General features: G+C 69.9%; 13 protein-coding genes. 8 read left to right on the top strand and 5 right to left on the bottom strand.

Annotated elements, in window-relative coordinates; genetic code table 11:
- Positions 1-74: 74 nt before the first annotated feature.
- Positions 75-410 carry a hypothetical protein gene (locus tag AORI_RS71835; RefSeq protein ID WP_016336465.1) on the top strand — a complete coding sequence of 112 codons (336 nt, stop codon included), beginning with the start codon at positions 75-77 and terminating at the stop codon, positions 408-410.
- 12 nt (positions 411-422) lie between these two features.
- A complete protein-coding gene (locus AORI_RS71830) occupies positions 423-734 on the top strand; it encodes a hypothetical protein (RefSeq protein ID WP_016336464.1) in 312 nt (103 codons plus the stop codon).
- 69 nt (positions 735-803) lie between these two features.
- Here the strand turns inward: AORI_RS71830 and mycP are convergent, their stop codons facing one another.
- Positions 804-2,090, bottom strand: coding sequence for a type VII secretion-associated serine protease mycosin (mycP, locus tag AORI_RS71825; RefSeq protein WP_228688221.1), 1,287 nt, complete (start codon positions 2,088-2,090; stop codon positions 804-806).
- 118 nt (positions 2,091-2,208) lie between these two features.
- Between mycP and AORI_RS71820 the strand changes: the two genes are divergently transcribed.
- From AORI_RS71820 to AORI_RS71805, 4 genes are read left to right on the top strand one after another with little or no spacing between them, the layout of a single operon-like run.
- On the top strand, positions 2,209-2,586 hold the full coding sequence (locus AORI_RS71820) for a YbaB/EbfC family nucleoid-associated protein (RefSeq protein WP_016336462.1): 378 nt from the start codon (positions 2,209-2,211) through the stop codon (positions 2,584-2,586).
- Positions 2,583-2,909: a hypothetical protein gene (locus tag AORI_RS71815; protein ID WP_016336461.1), complete on the top strand. Its 327-nt coding sequence runs from the start codon at positions 2,583-2,585 to the stop codon at positions 2,907-2,909. Before AORI_RS71820 ends, AORI_RS71815 begins: the two co-directional genes overlap by 4 nt.
- Before the next feature lie 15 nt (positions 2,910-2,924).
- The gene (locus tag AORI_RS71810; RefSeq protein WP_016336460.1) at positions 2,925-12,656 is read left to right on the top strand and encodes an NAD--arginine ADP-ribosyltransferase; all 9,732 of its coding nucleotides are present in this window, start codon (positions 2,925-2,927) and stop codon (positions 12,654-12,656) included.
- A 2-nt stretch (positions 12,657-12,658) separates the two neighbouring features.
- Positions 12,659-14,845: a YrhB domain-containing protein gene (locus AORI_RS71805; RefSeq protein WP_123798589.1), complete on the top strand. Its 2,187-nt coding sequence runs from the start codon at positions 12,659-12,661 to the stop codon at positions 14,843-14,845.
- A gap of 9 nt (positions 14,846-14,854) precedes the next feature.
- On the opposite strand, the gene AORI_RS71800 is transcribed toward AORI_RS71805, so the two are convergent.
- The 4 genes from AORI_RS71800 to AORI_RS71785 are packed head-to-tail and all read right to left on the bottom strand — an operon-like array spanning position 14,855 to position 18,094.
- The gene (locus AORI_RS71800; RefSeq protein WP_016336458.1) at positions 14,855-15,829 is read right to left on the bottom strand and encodes a DUF6177 family protein; all 975 of its coding nucleotides are present in this window, start codon (positions 15,827-15,829) and stop codon (positions 14,855-14,857) included.
- A complete protein-coding gene (locus AORI_RS71795) occupies positions 15,814-16,170 on the bottom strand; it encodes a hypothetical protein (protein ID WP_016336457.1) in 357 nt (118 codons plus the stop codon). The genes AORI_RS71800 and AORI_RS71795 overlap by 16 nt, the downstream gene beginning before the upstream one ends.
- A gap of 8 nt (positions 16,171-16,178) precedes the next feature.
- Positions 16,179-17,432: a sensor histidine kinase gene (locus AORI_RS71790; RefSeq protein ID WP_016336456.1), complete on the bottom strand. Its 1,254-nt coding sequence runs from the start codon at positions 17,430-17,432 to the stop codon at positions 16,179-16,181.
- Positions 17,429-18,094 carry a response regulator transcription factor gene (locus tag AORI_RS71785; RefSeq protein ID WP_016336455.1) on the bottom strand — a complete coding sequence of 222 codons (666 nt, stop codon included), beginning with the start codon at positions 18,092-18,094 and terminating at the stop codon, positions 17,429-17,431. Before AORI_RS71785 ends, AORI_RS71790 begins: the two co-directional genes overlap by 4 nt.
- Before the next feature lie 159 nt (positions 18,095-18,253).
- On the opposite strand from AORI_RS71785, the gene AORI_RS71780 reads away from it, so the two are divergent.
- Positions 18,254-18,907 carry a helix-turn-helix transcriptional regulator gene (locus tag AORI_RS71780; RefSeq protein ID WP_016336454.1) on the top strand — a complete coding sequence of 218 codons (654 nt, stop codon included), beginning with the start codon at positions 18,254-18,256 and terminating at the stop codon, positions 18,905-18,907.
- Positions 18,907-20,556, top strand: a complete 1,650-nt coding sequence (locus AORI_RS71775) for a right-handed parallel beta-helix repeat-containing protein (RefSeq protein WP_016336453.1) — start codon at positions 18,907-18,909, stop codon at positions 20,554-20,556. The genes AORI_RS71780 and AORI_RS71775 overlap by 1 nt, the downstream gene beginning before the upstream one ends.

Below are 20,556 nucleotides of genomic sequence, written 5' to 3'. Positions count from 1 at the left end.
GCCAGGACGGGACCGCTTCCGGAACTAGCTTCGGTGACACAGGCATTCCACGTCAGAACAAGGAGGGGCGAAGAATGACCGAAGTCAATATCGATTTCGCGATGGCGCGAGGTGGCATCAGTTTCGGTGACACCAGTCAGAGCGAACAGCTGGCGGGGGCCGATTCTCTCGGCAGGCAGATCACCGAACTGGCCTCCGGCGGGATGGCGGGCGTGGTCCAGTCGGCGGCGTTCAGCACCAACGAGCTGACCGGCGACAGCCACCGGAGGCTTCTCAACTGGGGTCAGCAGGCCCTCGTCGACAACCCGACGACCGCGGTGAACATTCTCGGCACCGGTCAGGACGGCGCCCAGAACACACTGCTCAACAGCGGCTCGCAGGTCTCGAAGATCATCGGTAACCAGGCCTGAAAGGGGTAGGAAATGTCGGTAGACGGTCACTTCAAATGGGACTTCGCCAGCGGGGAAGCGGGCGGCCGGACGTATCGCGACGGTGGTGACAGCATCGAAAACGCCTCCGCCGAACGACTTCAGCGGGCACGTGCCCTCGCCACCGACGGCTGGTACGACGAAGGCGGCCAGCAGTACCTGCAGGTGAACCAGCGGAGCCACAACCAGAACCTCGAAACCGCCGACGGCCACCGTGCTGTGGGCCAGGGTTGGGGCAAGGCCGGCGTCGAATGCCAAGACGCGCTCGGCCGTGCGTGCAACGCCCTCGGCAACGCGGGTATGTGACAGGAAAGACCGAATGCCCGGCGCGTCACGGCGCCGGGCATTCGGCATGTCCGCAGGACGGAAGCCGCCCTACCGGCCGGAGATGAGGAAGACCTGCTCCGGTGGTTCGACGGTCGGTGGCTCGACGGGCACCGCCCGGGCCCGGCCCGCTCGCCAATGGCGACGCTTGCCGCGCGGCACCACCAGTGCCAACAGCACGGCCACGGCGAGTGCGCCGACCACGGCCGCGGTGCACCATTTCGCCGTTTCCGCGGTGCTCTCTTCCGCCGCGGCCCGGTCCAGCCGCGCCTGATCCGGCGGACGGGGGACATGGGCGGGCAGCGCGTCCGGTCCGCGGGTGTCGAGACCGTCGGTCACGGCACGGTAGGGATCGACCAGACCGTGACCATAAGCCGCACTACCGTTCCCGCCGCGCGACGGGGCGGCCGTGGCGATCAGCCGCCGGGCGACCTCGGGGGCGGACAGCCGGGGCCAGGCCGCGCGCACCAGCGCCGCGGTGCCCGCCACGAACGGGGTGGCGAAACTGGTGCCGTCGACGTAGGCGTGGCCGTCCACTCTCGCCGCGGTCAGCACTTTGGCGCCGGGGGCCATCAGGTCCACATAGGACCCGATCTGCGAGCCCGTCATCCTGGCACCGTCGATGTCCACCGCGCCGACCCCGAGTACGCCTTCGTAGGAGGCCGGATAGGACGGGAAGGCGACCGTCGTGTCCCGCTGACCGTTGCCCGCCGCGGCGACCACCAACGCGTCCCTGGAGACCGCGTACGCGACCGCGTCCCGGATGACGGCGAAGTCGTCGAAGCCGGCCAGCGAAAGATTGATCACCTTCGCACCTTGATCCGCCGCGTAGCGAACGCCGTTGGCGACGACCTGCGGGTCGATCCGCAGTTGTTCTCCCTGGTCACCGAGATCCCGGTCGCTCACCCGCACCGGCAGGATCTCCGCGTCCGGGGCCACCCCGCGAAAACCGATACCGGGCAAGGGATCCGCGGCGATGATACCGGCCACCCCCGTCCCGTGCGAAACGCAGTCGAAAGCGCCGGGGTGGCCTCCCGAAAGGTAGAAGTCCCTTCCCGCACGGACTTTCCCCGGCCTGCGCAGTTGCGGATGGTCGGCGTCCACTCCGGAATCGACCACCGCGACCAGGACACCGGCTCCCCGGCTGTGCGGCCAGGCTCTTTCGGGGGTGAGGACCTGCTGCGCCCAGGGTTGCGCGCGCACCTGGGCGCGGGCGGGAGCGGGGTCGTGGCAGGCCCCGGCGGGCGGAGCCGAGTTCGCCACGCTCGCGCCGTCGAGCGCCTGAGGGATCGTCATGGTCAGCACGGCGACGGCAGCCGCCATCCGAAGTCGTCTCATCGCCGTCATGTTCCGCTCGCGAAGCACCGGTCCAGGTCCTCGTGGCAGAAACAGGTCACTGGCGCCCCTGGCCCGGCCGTCGTGGCGACACTGGACCGGAACCGATCGAGGAGGGCCGGTGGACACATCTTTGCGCCTCGGCATGTACGCCGAGTACGAGCGGATGGCCGAGGACGTCAGGGCGATGAAGAAGCGTCTGGCCGAAATCCGGGCGACCGCGGAGTCCGACGACGGACTGATCAGCATCACCATCGGAGGCACCGGCGAGGTGCACGATCTCTGGCTCGACCCCCGGATCTACCGCACCCCGGATTCGGTGGCGCTGGCGCGGGCCATCGTCGAAACCTTCCACCGGGCGGTCGTACTGGCCAACGAGGAGGGGGTCGCCATCGCCGCGGACCACCTCCCGCCGGACGCCACCGCCGAGACGACGGATCTGCGGCTCGACCCCTTCCTGCACGAACTCGACCGGCAGGTAGCCGGAGACGCCCGATGACGGGCGTCGACCGGGACGGCGACGGGTTCATCGACATCTATCCCGGCGAAACGCTCGGCAAACTGGGCGAACTGAGCACCGCGAGCACGAATCTCGCGAACGGGTGGAAGAGCGCCCACGACCGGATCAAGGCACCGGGCGCGCTTTTCGGCGGTCCCATGGGCATCGCGCTGAAAGGCGTACTGGGGACGTCGTCGACCGAAGTGAGCGGAATCGTCGACAAGATGCCCGGCTTCTACCAGGGTGCGGCGGATGCGGGCAAGAAGGCCGTGGGGTTCTACCTCGACGGCGAAGCCGCGGCGACCGACGCGCTGTCTTCCTGAGGAACCACGGAGACCATGAGCGGCGACGGCGACATCCGCGAGCCGGAAGGCGACCTGTGGAACGCCGTCCTCACCGACGGCGGCTACGCCAAGGACAGCCTTTGGCCACCGGACAGTGAGCTGGCCGCTCGCGAGATGGAAAAGGCATGGAAGGACGGCGCGGCCGCGCTGAGAACCGCGGTCGACTCCTCGAACCTCGTCGCGCAAGGCCTGCGCACCCACTGGCCCGATCCCAACGGCTATGCGTTGTACGACGGCATAACCAGGGTCAACAACGGCGACCTGCAAGGCCAAGGGGGCGTCAAAGAGGTCCCGCCCGCCATGGAGGGGCTGGGAAACGCGTATGGCGGCTACGCGAAGATCCTCGAGTTCGTCAAGACCCAGATCCGGGAAACGATCTCCTATCACAGCTTCATCTACAGCCATCTGGACGATGGCGGCTCCATTCTCAATCCCGGCGGTGAGGCCGCACAGCGGTTTTTCGCAAGGGCCATCGCGAAGAACATCGCGGAGCTGGTGACGGCCGCGGCGGCGCTGATCACCGACCCGGACAGCGCACCCGCCGCCACCCCCAAGATCGCCAACCCGGGTTTCGTCGGCGGGATCTACGACGGGCTGGTGAGCCTGGCCAAGATGATGGGCGGCTTGATCGGCTACGCGGACGGCCCCTTCGGTGGATCCAGTTGGAGCTTGTCGAACGCCGTGCTCGCATGGGGCGGGATGGCCAAGCTCGGCGCGGCTGTGCAGGCGTACACCCATGGCCTCGGCTGGGTGGACCTCGCCGTCGGTCTGCCGGGCGGAAAACGCGGCGAGTTGGGCGGGGTGCTGCTCGACTTCGGGAAGCATTTCATCCATTACGGCGAGTGGGACGAGGACCCGGGGCACGCACTCGGCGGAACGCTCGTGAACGTCGCCGCCCTCGTCGGCCTGCGTGGCGCCGGATCCGCCACTCGTGCCGCCGGGGCGGGTATCTCGCGGGCGGGGGCCGCCGCCAGCCGGGTCTCCGGCCTCGCGGCCGTCGGCAAGGTGGTGTCGGGTGCCGGGGCGCGGCTCAGCCGGGGCGGGGAGGCTCTCGTCAAGGTCCCCACGGTCACCGAACTGGCCATCAGGAACGCGCCCCACGTTATCGAGAAGGTCCAGAGCGTCGTCAGAGGCGACCGGGGGATCAGCGCGGAGACCGCCGCGCAGGTGATCCGGAATCCGCTGGGACCGCTGCCGGGTTCGGTCGGGGAAAGCCTGGCGAGGCACGGCGGCCCCAGCCCTGACGTCCCGGCGGCCCGGCCGCACGACACCGGGGGGAACGGCACGCACGACACCGGAAGAAACGGCCCGCGCGACCCGGACACGGGCGTCGACGGCCCCGGCGGTCGCCCGCCCCATCCGCCGGATCTGCCCTCGACCCCGCCGAAACAGTCACTCGCGGCCGAGCCGCCGCAGGCCGGGCAACCCATCCGGAACGTCGATCTCACCGAGGCCCCCGGACCGGGTGGCCGTCCGGATCACCACCCTTCCGCCGGTCCGGGCGACAAACCGCCTCCGCCACCGCGACAGGAATCCCCGGTGAAGGCCGGGCAGCCGCCGACGAACATGTTCGACACCGTCGGCATGCACGAGCTGGCCAACGGCAAACTGGGCGAGGCCGGCCGTGCCGGTGCGGCGGAGGCCCACGCGAGCGGGAGATGGAAGGGCGACCCGACGCCCGAGGTACCTCGCGGTGTGGAACCGTCCACTCCGAACACCGGGAAGGCCGACAACCCTTCGGGGCCGCCATCGGACAGCGCCGTCGCGCATCCCGTGCACCGTGAGCGTCCCCCGGCGAGCACCGAGCGACCCGGTGATCAAGGCAAACAAGGGCAGCCACCGGCGAAGTCGCTCACCCCGCGAGGCGGTGACAACGGCAGGACCGTTCCCCAGCACAGCAGTCACGAGGGAAGCCGTCCGGCGGGGGAGCACGCCGACGGCGACGGTCCGCGCCACGGCGACGACGGGCCGCCCGTGAACCCCCGGGACGTCCTCCGCCTGGACGACCTCGCGCGAGGGAAACTGGGCGAAGCCGGGCACGTGGGCATCGAGGAGGCACGGGCGAGCGGACAGTGGAAAGGCGACGGTGAACCCGGGCCGCGCCGTCCTGGGGACTCACCGGAGGAAGGCACGCCGGGCGCGCTCGACAGGACGCCGGACGAGCCGCCACCCAGTGGCCCCGGTGATTCCGGTCGCGCTCGGCCCGACGACGGGTCGGGTCTGGCACCCGAACCCGGGGGAGGCGGCGTCGCGACCGCGGTGCGGCCGGATCCTGTCATTCCCACGCTCCAACGCGCGGTCGAGCCGTCGACCGCGGGTGTCCGTGCGGAGGCACCCGCCGCGCGGGCCGAGCACCCGCCGCCGGTCCACTCCACCCGGTCTTCACCGAGCCCGTCCACCGCCCGGCTCGCCGAACAGGTCACCATCGGCGATGTGATTTCGGGCGCTCCCAAGCCGCTTCCACATCCGGAGGCGGAGCCGCTGACGGTGAAGCCCGATCCGGACAAGGTGCGCTCTGGTGAAGTGGGTGGTCTCCCACGGGTGACCGATCCGAAGCCACCGTCCATCGGCCAACCTGTCCGTCCTCTCACGGGCGTTCCGCCACGGCTCGACGTGGGGTTCCCGCCCGCGCCGGTGGTGGGCTTCCCGCCACCGGCGACCGTGGACTTCCCTCGTCCTCCCGGTGAGGTGCGGAACCCACCCGGCCGGACGACCGTCCCGGCGGCGCCCGTCGGCCCGGACCGGCCGGTGTACCCCGAACCGTCGCGCGTACCGGAGTGGCCGCTGGAACTGCCCGCAGTTCCGGACCGGGTCGCCGATCCGGTCGCCCCGCTGACCCCCGGCGGGCCGGATCGCCCGCCCGTGGAGATCGTGCCGCCCTCCGACCCTCCCGACGTCACCGTTCGCCCGGTCGACCCGGCTCCCATCGAGCTGCCCCTGCTCCCGGACGAGGCGGTTCCCGTGCTGCCGTCGGCGGACCCGCCATGGCCCGGCGCGCCCGTCACCTCGCCACTTCCGCGGCCGTCTTCGGTACCCGAGCGCGCGGTGCCCGAATGGCCGGTGGAGATCCCGTCCCGGCACCAGCCGATCGCGCCGGATCTCCCTCTCGGCCCCAGGGAAGACCAGCCGAGCGCGATCCCGCCCGAAATCCGGGAAGTGCTGACCGAAACCGAACGCGACCTCCTCGACGCGCTCGCCGCCGCCGGGGTGAACATCGCGTTCATCCTGGAACGCGTTTTGACGGAGCTGACGGGGAAGCCCGGTGTCCCGGGCCGAACCGGCCTCCCGGACCGGCTCGCGTCGCTGACCGACGCGCAACGGGCGGCCTTCCGTGAACGGCTGGAGGGAATCCTCGGCGCACAGCCGGTCAGGCCACGGCCCGCGACCGAGGGAAAGCCCGAGCCCGAGTACCAGATCCTCGGTTCGCCCGAAGGGCTCTGGTTCCCCTACACGATCTCGCTGAACTCCGACACGATCACCGCCTACGGCAAGGCTGTCCGGGAGCACGAAGAACTTCTCGAGCAGCTCATGTGGGCGGGCGGATTCCTGCCACCTGAGGAAGTCGAAAAGCTACTCGAAACGATCGGGGATCTGCCGCGGCTCAAAGAACTCCTGCGGGACCTGCGGGACAGTGTGCAAGCCGCTCTCGTCGCGGCCTGGGAACTCGTCGCGCAGGGGCCGCGAGGGATGGAGATCGACGGCGTCCGGGAACCGGTGTACTCGGCCGAGGGCGAGCTTCTCGGCACCATCGACGCCAAGGCAAGGCTCGCCGACGGAACCGAGGTGTGGGTGACGGCCGGGCGGTTGGCCGGGCCCGGCGAGAAGGACGCCGCGAACTTGCTCGGCAGCGCGGCGAAGTCGATTTCACCATCGTCCGGCGCCGTCAAGCGGTACTTCGTGCTCAGCACCCCGGCGTCCATCGGAAGCCCCGCGACGATCGAGCGGATCGCCGGGAACCTGCGCGAGCTCGGCTTCGACGCGGTGCTGCACCACGGGAGGGAGCGCCGGGTAGCGGACGAACTTCCTTTGCTGGACCCCCTTTTCGCCCGCGACGCCCGGCCCCGGCACCCTCAGCGCCAGGAACCGCATCCGGCCAGGCCCGCCGCCCCCACCCGGCCGGCCGACCTGCCGGAGGCACTGGTCCCGCTCTGGGAATCGTTGAGCGTGCGGGAACAGCGCGCCCTCGCGAATCTCGCCACCGCGGGCTCGAACGTCGGCCGCTACGCCATGACGAACTTCGTGACCTGGCTGGCGCAGGAGAAGGGGTTTTCCCGGGAAGTCTCCGCTTCGCTGGCGGAGTGGCTGGCCAGGGTTCCGCCACCGGACATCCTGCCCCCCAAATTCGTTCCGGCCTGGCACAAGATGCCCGCGGACGTGCAGCAAGCGTTCGCGAAACTGATCGAGGCGCGAGGTCTGCAGGTCGCGCTGTCCGAGTTCAACGGCCGGATCGGTGAACTGACCTCGGTGCGGGGGACCCCACTACAGCGGGTCGAGGACCTGGACGCCGCCCGGTTCGACATCCTCCGCAGGCTGTTCACCGAACAGGTCACCCCGACTTCCCCCGCCGAGATGGGGCGCACGCTCTTCTTCCACGGCGTCCGTCCCATCCTCGACAGGTGGCTGGTTCTCCACCAGCTCATAGACAGGCTGGGCAGACACGGTGTCACCAACGTGGACGAGTTGTACGAGGATCTGCACCGCAGGCTGAAGCTTACGTTCCAGAAACTCACCGGGCTGGATCCGGCAGGCAAGATCGACGCGAAGGCCGTGGGTGGCAGCCCGGAGAACTTCAGAGGTTTCGAAGCCACTCTCCGCAGCGCGCTCCGGCTCGCGGACCTGCGTCATACGGATCCGGAAAAGCTGGTGCGACTCGGCCTGCCGGGGCTGAAGATCATCGCCTTGGACCGCAAGATCTACCGGCCGAACGGCGAAGAGCTGTCCGACATCGACATCCTCGGTGAGCTCGCCGACGGCACGAGGGTGTGGATCGAGGTCAAGCACAGCAAACTGGAGTACGGAAGTGCCCGGTACGAGACAGACCTGGCTGAAAAGATCCGGAAGCAGCGCGGGCACGAGGACTACCAGGCCGGTCAAACGAAGATCTTCGTGCTGTTCGCGACGAAGGTCGACGTCGATTACGCCAAGTTGGTGATGACACACGGCGCCCACGCGGTGCTGCACCTCGATCCTCTGCAGAATGTCGAACTCGTCGCCCGACGTGAGATGGCGCGGCTTCCCGTCCGGTGGAATCAAGGACGCCAGGAGCAGCTCTTCGCGACCGGTTCGGCTGATACGGAGCTGCCGCCGCCGTTCGGGCCGCTGGGCGGTAAACGGCAGAAACCTCCGCAGCGCCAGTGGCCGCACCCCGAACGTCCGCCCTCGTCGGCGAAAGCCGTCACCACGCCGGCGGTGAGGCCTCCTGAGCCGTCGCTTCCGTCGAGGCCGGCGCAGGTTCCGGCCAAGGTGTGGAAGCAACTCTCCACCGACGGCCAGGCGGGGATGGCGAAGGCGGCCGCGTCGGGGCATCCGGACATCGTCCGGCTGTTGGGTGCGCACGCGGCGGAACTGGCGGGGGCGACCGAACATCCGAGGCCGCGGCGAATCCCCAAGTTGCTCGCTTCCCTGACACCCGAACAGCATCGAGATCTCGCGTCGGCGCTGGACCGCGCGGCCACCGAGACGGCGAAGGCCCGCCCTGCCAGGCCGGCTCCGCCGCTCGGCGGCTGGGCGGCGATCGAAATCGGTGGTGCCGCACTGGCCGGGCCGAGACGACCGGAGCTGAAAGGCGAGCTCGCACGCGCCTTCTCCCAGGCCGTCGAGGACGCCGGGCTGGCGGTGCTCGCGGAGTACGTCCGTTCGTCCATAGTGGCCGGTGACGGCGATCAGCGGTTCACGGTCGTCGCCGAGATCGGAGACTGGCTCGGGGACCGGGCGGCGCTGTGGTCGGTATCCGCCAGAGGGCCGGCCGGGGACCCCGTGAGGAACGTACTCCGGATCGCGGTGTCGGCACGGCTCGCTCCCGGAGCCGTTCCCCGAGTGCTCGCACACGCCCTCGCCGCCGGTGCTGCCGATCTCGCCGGCGGCGGGGCCGCCATCCCGGCATATCTGGATCCGGCTGGGGATCTGGACCGCAGGCCGGAGCTGTCCCCCACCGACCGCGGACATCTCGCGCAGGTCGTCGTCCTCGACCGGGAATTCCAGCGGGCCGCGTTGAACCCACCGGCGCGTGCCCGCGCGCGCAAGGCGATCGTGGAACTGCTTGGCCGCCTCGGTCTCGATCCGAACCAGAGCGGGAGCGACTACCGCATCGCGGCGCTGGCGGGCGAACCCGGCAGATGGGAGGTCCGGCGTCACCTCCCGCCGAAGGTGACGGACGGCTACCTCGCGACGAAGACCCACGTGGCCACCGGTCTCTACACGAGTGTCCTTCCGTCGGGGATCTCGGCGGGAGTCTTCATGATGATGGGATCCGGGGGTGGTGGCGTCGCCTGGGCGGTTTTCGGACTGGTCAACGCGCTGATCGGTGCGGGAATGGCCCGGAAATGGGAGATCGCCAAGGACGAACAGGTCGCCAAGGGACGGGTGTACGACGCCACGGCGCGCAGGATCGATGCCGGCGCCGCGTCGGCCGAGCAGGTACGCGGGCAGTTGGCTCAGCTCGGCGTGCCCGCCCACCACGGGCCGTCCGCGCCCTCCGCACGACAGGCGGGTCTCGCCCGGCTGGGGCCGCGGCCCGATCTCGCCCAGGGCCTGGGGAAGCACTTCCGGCGGTTCGCCTTACCACCGTTGACCGGCGCGGCGGTCGGGATCGGCGTGGGCATCCCTCTCGGACTCACGGGGGCGCCCGTCCTCAGCATCATCGCTCTCGCGGGGGTCGCCGCTCTCCTGCAGCCCTTCGCCGAACGGCGGCGAACGCAGATCCAGAAGGGAGAAGAGCTCAGGAAGATCGATGACAACGCCAGGGAGCTGGACCACCTGCTGGCCACCTACGACGTCCAGGTCTACGTGGACCTGGCGAAGCGTCTCGGTCTCGACCCGGGCCCGAAGCCGAAGAGCCTCAGTCTCGCGCATCGCGAGCCGAAGCCACTCGGGCTGGGGAAGGCGGCGAACGCCCCGGACATCCTGCCCTACTTCAGTGAGATCGTCAGGCGGACGTTCCGGGGCACCGCCGCGGGGACACTCGACCAGAGTGCCTTCCTCGCCCGGCATCTGACCCTCTTCGAATCCATGTTCGCCTATGGTGCCGGCCGCAGTATCGCCACTCTGTTCATCGCGGTCTGGCAGCTGAACAAGCTCGACCAGAGCGAACTGGAGTACACCGTCGCCAGGCGGACCTTCGACGAGCGGCAATTGCGTTACCTCGCGAGTCCGCAGGTGGCGAAGGAACGTGAAGAGTTCCTGAAGGTGGCCGAAGCGGCGGTCGGCCCCCGTCCCGGTTTCTGGGGGCGGTTGCGTGATGCGGCGATTCGCTTCGGGTCGCCGAAGTCGCCGCCGGAGGCGGAGTCGCGATCGGTGTCCACATCGGACGAACCGGCGACCCGTCCGGGATTCGCCTCGAAAGCCGAGTTCATGAAGGCTTACACGAGGGTTTCGGCGGTCGGCGCCGCGGCCACCGTCGGGGCCGTCGAGCTGTCCGGTGCGAGTCCGGCACTCGCGGTCGCCGCCGTGGCGGTCGCGGCCGCCGGGCCGGTGATCGGCTGGCGCAAATGGTGGCACCGGAAGGCCGAACTCGAAGCGAGCGACAAGAACATCGCCGCGACCAACCAGCAGAAGGCGGACAAGAGGGCCGCGGAGCAAGTGGAGACGGAGCGGTTCGTCACCGCTCAGGTGACCATGTCCGCCGAGGCGGTCGCCGCGGAGGCACGACGAGCCGACCGGCCGGCGGTGCTCGGCATGGCCCCGAAGGCGTTCGACGCCATGCGGAAGGTCGCCGAGTTCATGGCGGCCAGACCGCCGGAGAAGCCGCCCGCGCCCCTCCGGTATCTGAAACCGCTCGAGATCGCCGAGTACCTGTGGCCGAACCTGGACTGGGCGGCTCCCTACGAGGCCGCTCTCCTCGAGGCGCGGCGCTCCATCGCGGCGGAATCCGTCCGGCTCGACACAAGGAAGAGCTGGGGCGACTACGAGACGATCGGTGCGCGGCGGCTGGCCGTCGCCGAGCTCGCCCGGCTCGCCGACCGGGTGGTCACGCTGCTGGAGCACTATCGCCGGAGTGGCAACGGAGAACCGGTCTGGGTGGGGAACGCGGAGCTGAACAACGCCATCGTGAGTTATCAGCGGCTGAGTTCGGCGGACTGGGCGAAGACGACTCAGGAACCCGCCCCGGACTGGCCGTCCGATCCCGGTAAGACCAGCGCCGCGGCGGCGCTCCCCGCACCGTGGAGTTCACCACCGATACTGAACACACTCGACTGGCCCGCCAGTACCGGATGGGGGACCGTGCCCCGGGGCGCGGGAAGCTGGCTGCCGAAGTGGCGGAACCGCACCGCGGCATCGGCGGCGTCATCGCAAGCGGACTTCTCGAACCTGGCCAAGGCGACGCCGCTCACCTCGTCGCCGTCGATCCACGACGGCTCCGTGCGACGGGCCGACGCGGAACGTCTCATCGCGTCGGAGTTCCCGGAACTCCCCAAGACGAATCCGAACGCCTACTCGGCCGACGCCGAGCGAGACGGCTATCGGACGAACTGCACCAGGGCGGTCGTCGCCTTCGTGCTGCGCCTGCGCGGTGAAGACGTGACGGCCGGTCCGGTCCGGCCGGAGGAATCCGAGACACTGGCGTACATCTCCGACCGCCTCGGAGGTCAGTGGGAGACCGGTCACGGCAGGAGCTACGACAGTGTCATCGCCGCGATGAACTCCCGCCCGATCGGTGCGATGGCGGTCATCGACATCGTCCATACCGGACACGACGGACTGACGGACGAGCACGTCGCACTGGTGGTCCGGCGGCCGTACGGGATCGTGTTCCTCGACCCGCAGACGGGCTGGTTGCTGAAACTGCCCGAGCGGCCGGTCGCCCTCGCCCTCCTGCCGTTCACCGACGTTCCCTTCGAAAGCGCGGCGAAGGGCTTGAGCGGGCTGAGCTCCCGGCGGCTGGCGGCGCTGGGCTTGCCCGGCCTGAGGATCGAGAAGACCGTGGAGATCGTGGCGGGGCTCGACCTGCACGGACGGCTCGCCGACGGGACCGAGGTCCGGGTCTTCGCCCGAGGTGCCGTCACGCCGGACTTTCGTCCCTTCGACCGAGGCGCCGTGCCACCCGGCGGCAAGGTGGTGTACCTGAACGTAGGAGCGGTGGGCGGCAAACCAGCGGAGGGGTTCCTCGAGGCCGGAGCCGACCTGGTCCTGAGATACGACGGGAGCTCGGACTTCGAGGTGATCGCGGACGCGGATCCGGCGCCGCCGGGCGCCCCGGCGCGATACGGTCCGTTCCATCGGCTGGAAAGCACGAGCCAGAACGCCGGCGTGGCCGGAATGCAGTCGGCGTCCCGCGAGATCTGGGGCAGGGCACCCGTCTACGGGGACCACGCGCCGGTGGTGCAGGCCTACCGCGGTCCGTTGCCGGAAGGACGCAGGGGAGTCGAGTTCTGGACCGACATCAAGCCCAAATGGCACGGCACCAATGTCGCGATGCGGTCCTGGTACCCGACGCAGGGAGTCCGGGTCGAGGACGACTTCGCGAAACTCGAGGTCGTGGTCACCAAGAACACGCAGACGGAGGAGTGATCGTGCACGCTGGTGAGGCGATCGCGAAGGTACAGGCGTGGTTGCGTTTCGGCACGCCCGTCGATCTGACGACGGGGGAGCACGCGGTCCGGATCGAGCACGAGCGGGTTCGCGAGGTTCCGGACGGCTGGCTGGTGCCGTACAACACGATCCGCGCGCTGGACGGCGGGGACCGGCTCGCCTCGCTCGTACCGAGACCGGTGCTGCTCGTACGGGAGAACGGGGAGCTGCGCCGTCCGGATCCCGAACCGGGTGGTCTCGGGCCCAGCGTCCCGGTTTCGTTCGCCGGGCAGGAGGACTGGCGGGAGATCCTGGAACCCGAGTTCGCGCGCAGCGAGGTGGCTTATCTCGGTGTTCCGGCGAGTGCCGTACTGGGCTGGCGGAAACACGATCCGGCGGGCGGGCCGACGGAAGAGGTCCGGGTCAATCCCGGCTATCGCCCCGGCCCCGAGCGGCTCGGACATCCAGTCATGGAGACTCCGCTCGAACAGCTCCTCGGCTGTCTCCAGGTCCGGCGCTTCAGCCGTGAGCATTACCTCGCCGGCCTGCTCACCGCGACGATTCTCATCCCGGTCGACCCGCGAACGGAACAACCTCTTTCCTCGCTGTGGCAAGAGAATCCGCGGACCTTGACGGTGTTCAGTTCCAGCAGGCGGCTCCCGGCGGGGACGGTGAAATGGGTGCGGATGGACGTGCTGTCGTTCGCCGCCGAGTTCCCCGGGACCGGCCTGGCCGTCAACCCCGGCTCGATTCCTTCGGACTCAGTCACCGTCGAGGAACTCACTTGGGCGCGAGCACGGTGGCCGGCCTTCCGTGCGACCAGACGGGTCGTGGAGGTCCGCGCCGAGTACTCGGCGCCGGTGGTGGCCATGATCGAACAGATCCGTGCGGGAACGGAGGGGATCGACCCCTCCACCGGGCTTCGTGACGCGGCGGAAAAGGCCAGAACGGCCGGATTCGAACTGTCCGTCGAGGAGTGTCAGCGGTTCGTGCTGGGCCGGGCGTGGGAGCAGCGCAACGGGGTGGAAACGGGCAGGATCCCCTCCCCGGGCGACGACATCGACGGCCAGTCCTGGCCTGAAGACCTCGACGCGAACGGTCTCGTTGCCGGATACGACGCCGCGGGCCGGGTCCGGCCCCATGTGTCGGCCTCCGGCAAGTTCTTCCATCAGGACACCGATGGGGTCCGGTTTGCCTGGCACCGTGTCGCGGGCGCGTTCGCCGGGTTCGCCGTAGGGGAGGCGTTGGGTTCGGTCGTGGACTCGGCGACCTGGCCCGAGATCAAGGCGAAGTTCGGCGAGGAAGGGATCGCCGAACCGGTCTCCGACGGACGGCTCGGCCCGCTGACCCGGCGACTGCTCTTCCAGACCGAGGGGTTGCTGCGCGCCTTGCCCGCACGGTTCGGCAGCGCCGCCCCAGGCAGGCTGATGGCCCTCGGCGCGCTGCTTTCGCGGCCGGCGCCGGCCGGTCCGGAAGGCTGGCTCTCCCATGTCCCGGATTTCCAGGACGGCCGGATGGAACCAGCTCCGGTGGCGAACGACGTCACCTTTCTGGTGCTGGGAATGGTGGCGGCGCTCTGTGGTGGTGGTCCCGAGTGCGATGCCGCGACCGCCGCACAGGTCGGCAGGCTGCTCGCGACGGGTGCCGGTGCCGACGAACCGACCGCCGAGGCGGCCGGTGTGACGGCCGAGCTGTTCACCGGGCTTTTCCACAGCGACGCGCCGCCGCCGCAGGTTGTCTGCCGACGGGTGGCCGAGCGCGAAGGCGCGCGCGGACCGGCGGTGGCCGCTCTCGCCGCCGCGGTGCGCGCTCATGCCGAACAGATCCGCCCCGATCCGGAAGAACTGGACGGCCTAGGAAGCGGTGACACCGCCGTCGAGGTGATGGGCCGTGCCATGATCGCGGTGTCGCGGAGGTTCTTCGATCCTCGCTGGGCGATGCGGGCCGCCGTCAACCATTCCGGGCGCAGTGGCATCACCGGGGCGTTCGCCGGCGCGGTAGTGGGGGCATGGGCCGGGATTCCCGGCCTGCCACAGGAGTGGCTCGGCGGTCTGGGATCGCGCGGCGTGGTGGAAACCGTCGCCGGTGACGCGTTCTGGCACTTCTCGGCTCGCTCTCCGGCTGAAGACGAGCGTTTCGCCGACGAGTGGGCGAAGCGGTATCCGCGGATCTGGCCGTCGTCGGGCTGAACGCCGAACTCAGCCCTGAGCAGGCATACCGTAGTGGTGCAGGATGGCGGCCATTTGCTCGTACGGAGGGCGCTGTCCGCCGTCAAGCCTGCACCACGCGGCCTCATGGCCGGCCCCACCGAAGATCGCCACCTTCGCGACCGGTGTCCGCTTGGCGTGCGCGACACCGTTCCTGGCGACCAGCTCGTGTCCGATGAGGACACCGTAGGGCAGCGCGGGCGGGGTCGGGCCGTTGACCCGTAAGCCGCCCGGCCTGCCGGGATGAGCGGCGACCACCATCATCCGGGCGAAACCCGCGGCTTCGGCGGCGAGCGTCTCGACGGCTTCCCGCGGAACCGTTCCCGCAGGAGGACCGCTGAGCTCGACCTCCTCGAGTACACCGGCTTCCGCCTTCCGCACGCGTAACCGTCCCACCACACCGGGGCCGGTCACGATCACTTCAGTCGGGGAGGGCAGCCGGTCACGGCAGAGTTTTGTGAGCGCCGCGGCAGACCACGGCTCGGTGACCGGTTCGGTACCGCCCCAGCCGGCAGGTTCGCCGTCGCCGAGGGCCGACGTCACGGTTTCGATCGCCCTGCCGAACCGGAGCGTCGCGCCGTCGCTGTGCAGGCTCGTGATCCGCACCTCCAGCGAGCCCGAGCCCGGTACCGGTTCCGACGGTGCCGCCGCCGTGGCATTCGGTTCGGGTGCGAACCGGGATCCGTTCCAGGACAAGGGGAATCCGCGCGTCCCGTCGCGATGGCCACCGCTGGAGTCCCGGACCACCCATTCGCACCGTCCCTCGCCGAGAAGCAGTTCGAGTGGATACGTGAGAGCGCTGTGCTCGGAGGTGACCACCTGGAGGAGCCGATCGCTCGCGGCCGCGGTCCCTGCTGCGGCGACGAGCCGGGGAGAAGCCGCGACGACGGACCGGAACTGTTCGACGACGATTGCCTCCGCCGTCTCGATGTCGGCGGCGGGTGTGCCGGTCAGCGGTTCGACCACGACAGTCCTCCGGTTCGTTCGACCAGTGCCCGGGTGAAGGCCCTGGCGACGGCTTCCGCTTCCGGATCGTCGTCCCGCGCGCGGCTTTCCACCCACCACACCGGGTTCGGCACTTCGGTCTCCGCGTCGATACCGAGCAGCCGGTGGGCTTCGCCCGGGACCTGGACCTGCCGGATGTCCTCGATGATGACCAGAGGCCGCCCGTCGGAACGCAGCAGTCGCGTGACGCCGTTCTCCGCCTGGTCCGCCACGAGCAGGTCCGGCCCCGCGGCCAGCAGCGCCTCGATGGTGGTCGCGGCATCGGGCTGCCGCTCGCACAGGCCGATGATGTCGAAGGTCATATCCCTCCTCAGTTCGGGCTGACCGGGAACCGCAGTTCGAAGATCGCGCCGCCCTCGTCGGCGTTGTACACCGCGAGCGTGCCGCCGTGCGCCTGCGCGACCCACCGCACGATCGACAGCCCGAGCCCGGAAGATCCGCCGGTGCTGGCGAACCGGTCGAAGGCGTCGCCCGCCATCGTCGTGTCGATCCCCGGGCCGTGGTCGGCGACGGTCACGGTGCCGCCGGCGACGGTCAGGTGTACGAACGCTTTCGCGCCCGGGTGGCGGCCGTAGCGCATGGCGTTGTCGAGGAGGTTTCCGATCGCCCGTTGCAGCAGCGCGGGGTCGGCGTTGACCTTCGTGGGCGCGGCGGTGACGGTGACTTCGGCGCCTTCGGTCGCGGTGTCCTCGACGATGCCCACCACCAGCTGGTCGAGCCAGATCGGCTGGATGCTCAGCTGTTCCACGCCCGCGGCCAGCCGGGCGCGGACGAGCAGATCGTCGATGATCCCGCCCATTCGCGCGGCGAGGCGGACGGTGCGCGGCAGGAGTTCCGCGGATTGCGCGGGGTTGGCCATCGCGGTTTCGGCGAGCGCGCGCAGGGCGGCGACCGGGGTGCGGAGGTCGTGCGCGGTTTCGGCGAGCAGGACCTCCTGCTGCTGCAGGGCCGCGGCCGCGGGGCGGATCGAGCGGCCGGACAGCAGGTGGCCCGCGAAGCCCAGTATCGCGACCAGCAGCACGGTGCCGCCGATCACCAGCAGCGTGAACTGGGTGTGCGCGGCGTCTTCGGCCTCGGTGGATTGCACCGCGACGACGGCCGCGAAAGTCTTGCCGTCGCTGTCGCGCAGCGGTTCGGCGCGGACTTTGACCATGGCGCCGTCGGTCGCCTTTTGGTGCCCCTGCACCAGCTTGCCGGACTTCACCGCCTCGGTCGCCAGGCCGTTCAACAGCTGCGTGCTCATCGGGACGCAGTTCGACCGGGAGAAGTGTGGCTGGAACGCGGGCGCTCCGCCGGACAGGATCGCGAACTGGGGGCAGCGGTCGTTCAGCACGTCGGTGTTGACCAGACCGAAGCCGATGGTGCCGTCGAATTCGACCAGCCTGCTGACCGACGACGTGACCTGGTTCAGCGCGGCGTCGATCCGTTCCTCGCCCTGGTCACCGTCCTCGTTGATGAGCAGCCACGCGAAGACGACCAGCCCGAGCGTGTTCATCGCGGTGAACAACGCGGTCAGCGTCCAGCGCAGCTTTCGCAGCCGGTCGGCCGAGGAGTGGGTGTTCACCGGGCGCCCAGCCGGTAGCCGAGGCCGCGGACGGCGTGGATCAGCTCGGGTTCCTTCAGCTTGCGGCGCAACCGCTTCACCACCACATCGACCACATTGGACATCGGATCGGCCTGCGCGTCCCAGCAGTGCTCGATCAGATCGGCCCGCTGCACGGGCAGGCCCGCCCTGGTCAGCAGGTATTCGAGCACCGCGTACTCCTTGTTGGTCAAGGTGAGCAGCACGCCCGCGCGGCGCACCTCACGCCGCGCGCAGTCCATCACCAGGTCTTCGTGCTGCAGCACCGAAGGCCGGTCGAACGCGGAGCGGTGACACAGGTTCGCCACCCGCTCGGTCAGCTCGGCCATCACGAACGGCTTCACGAGGTAGTCGTCGCCGCCGTGCTCGAAACCCGCCACCCGGTCGGCGAGCGCGTCGCGGGCGGTGAGGAACAGCACCGGCGCCCGCCAGCCCAGCTGCCGCCGCATGTGCACGTATTCGATGGCGTCGCCGTCCGGCAGCATCCGGTCCAGGACCACGCAGTCGTGGTGCGTTCCGCGCAGCAACCGGTCCGCGGTCGCGATGTCGCCCGCCTCGTCGACGACGAAGCCGGCCGCGCGCAGGTGCGTGACCAGTGCGAGCCGCAGATTCTCGTCGTCTTCGACGACCATCACCCGTGTCATCAAAACCTCATGTTCGGACAGCGAAAGTAGACGCGTGCAGTTCCCGGTGCCCCTGAACGCTAACGCGTCGGGTGCCCGTGACCGCCCCGGCGGCGGGGAACTGGCATGAACAGGACGTCGTCGGCGGCACCGCGCCGGGGGAAGAGGGAGGTACCTGCGATGACCGTGCAGACCGGCCAGCTCAGTCTGGTCACGGGAGCGGGCCCGGGCGGCGACCGGGCGGGGCTCGGTGAACTGCTCGCGGAAGCGACCGGCGAGGTGCTCGTCATGAGCACGGGAACGGACACCGCGTTCCAGCGGATCGCGCTCGGAGGCGTGCGCCCCGGCGTCCGCCACAAGGTGCTCTTCCCCGACTCCGCACGGATGTCCGGCGCGCTGAACCGGATGTCGCGGGCCGGTGCGGAGGTGCGGACCGACGCCGAGGTCCCGATGGACGCGCTGGTGATCGACCGGACCTCGGTCGTCCTTCCGGCGGAAGGCAGGCAGGCCGGTTCCGCGGTGTTCCGCCTGCCCGGCGTGGTCACCGCGACGGTCGGGCTGTTCGAGCGGATCTGGCAGACGGCCGCCCCGCTCGTCCCGCTGGATCTCCCCGAATCCGAGAACGCTTCGATCCTCACCTGCCGCGAACAGGAACTGCTGACGCTGCTCTTCTCCGGTACGACCGACGAATCCGCCGCCGCGCGGCTCGGTGTCTCGGTGCGCACGGTGCGCCGGATGGTCGCCGACATCATGAACCGGCTCGGTGCCCGCAGCCGGTTCCAGGCCGGCGCCAAGGCCGTCGACCGCGGTTGGCTGATGGCGAAGGCGGGCTGATGACCACCTCGACTTCCGGCCGGGTCCTGCTGGTCGCCCAGCGGCCGGGTGCGTATCCGACCATCGGCGACGCGTTGATGGACGCGTCCGACGGCGCCGTCGTCACCATCGCGGGCGGCGAATACGCCGAGACCGTCGAACTGTCCGGGCTCCGGGTGACCCTGGCCGCGGCGGACGGCGCCACCGTCGTCGTCGACGGCCGGGGCGCCGACCGGCCCGTTTTCCGCACCACAGGCGGAGCCCTCGCCCTCGAAGGGATCGAAGTCCTGGCGGGCGGCGCGTCCGCGATCCAGGCCGAAGACACGGAACTGTCCGTCCGGAACTGCACCGTCTCCGGCGGGCGCGGTCCGGCGATCGCGATCCGCGGCACGATGGCGTTCGCCGTGAGCGGTTGCGTGATTTCGGGGGCGGAGCAGGGGATCCTCGTCGACGGTTCGCCGGGGAGGATCGAGGACACCACCGTCGAAGACGTGCTGGGGGACGGGATCACCGTCGGACAGGGCGCCGATCCGGTCGTCACCGGATGCACAGTGACCGGCTGCGGGCTGAGGGGCGTCTACGTCTACCAGTACGCACGGCCGGTCGTGGAAGGCTGCACCGTCTCGCACACCGGTCACGAAGGCATCGCCGTGGCGCACCACGGAGTGCCGGTGCTCAACCGGTGCACGGTCACCGACACGCGGGGCCCGGGGATCTCGTTCGCGTCCGGTTGCGGTGGCGAGATCTCCGCCTGCCGGGTCTCGAACACGGCGGAACCGGGGATCGCGATCGCCGAGGGGGCGACGCCGACGATCGGGGAGACCGCGGATCCCGGCGCGGTGGGGGACGGCGTCTTGGAGGAGATGCTCGCCGAACTCGATTCGATGATCGGCCTTCCCGGGGTCAAGGAAGAGGTCCGTTCGCTGGTCGACGAGTTGCAGGTCAACGAATGGCGCCGCCGGGCCGGGCTGCCGGTCGGGGCGGCCGGACACCATCTGATCTTCGCCGGTGCGCCCGGCACGGGGAAGACGACGGTCGCGCGGATCTACGGCAAACTGCTGAAGGCGCTGGGAGTCCTGCCGGTCGGCCAGTTCCGCGAGGTGTCCCGCCGGGATCTCGTCGGGCAGTACATCGGGCACACCGCGGAGAAGACCGCGACGGTCTTCGAGGACGCCAAAGGCGGCGTCCTGTTCATCGACGAGGCGTACACGCTCACCCGGCTCGCCGGTTCCGGCGGCGATTTCGGCCAAGAGGCGATCGACACCCTGGTGCCGTTGATGGAGGAACACCGCGACGAGGTGGCGGTGATCGTGGCCGGGTACACCGGCGAGATGGTCGATTTCCTCGCCGCCAACCCCGGTCTCGCGTCGCGCTTCGGCAAGACGATCGAGTTCGAGAACTACAGCCCCGACGAGCTGCTCGCCATCTTCGGGCGGATGGCGTCCGCCGGGGACTACGAACTCGATCCCGCCGCCGGCCCGGTGCTGACCGGCCATTTCCGGCGTGTTTCCGGCGACGTCAACTTCGGCAACGCGCGAGACGCGCGCCTGCTGTTCGAGAAGGCGCGCACGGCTCAGTCACAACGTTTGCGGCTGCTGGGCAGGATGCCCGCCATCGAAGAACTCCGCGGGTTGCACGTGGCCGACGTGGAGGCGGCCATCGCACGATAA

This window comes from Amycolatopsis keratiniphila (assembly GCF_000400635.2).
Classification (GTDB): domain Bacteria; phylum Actinomycetota; class Actinomycetes; order Mycobacteriales; family Pseudonocardiaceae; genus Amycolatopsis; species Amycolatopsis keratiniphila.
This window is presented reverse-complemented; position numbering and strand designations above follow the sequence as displayed.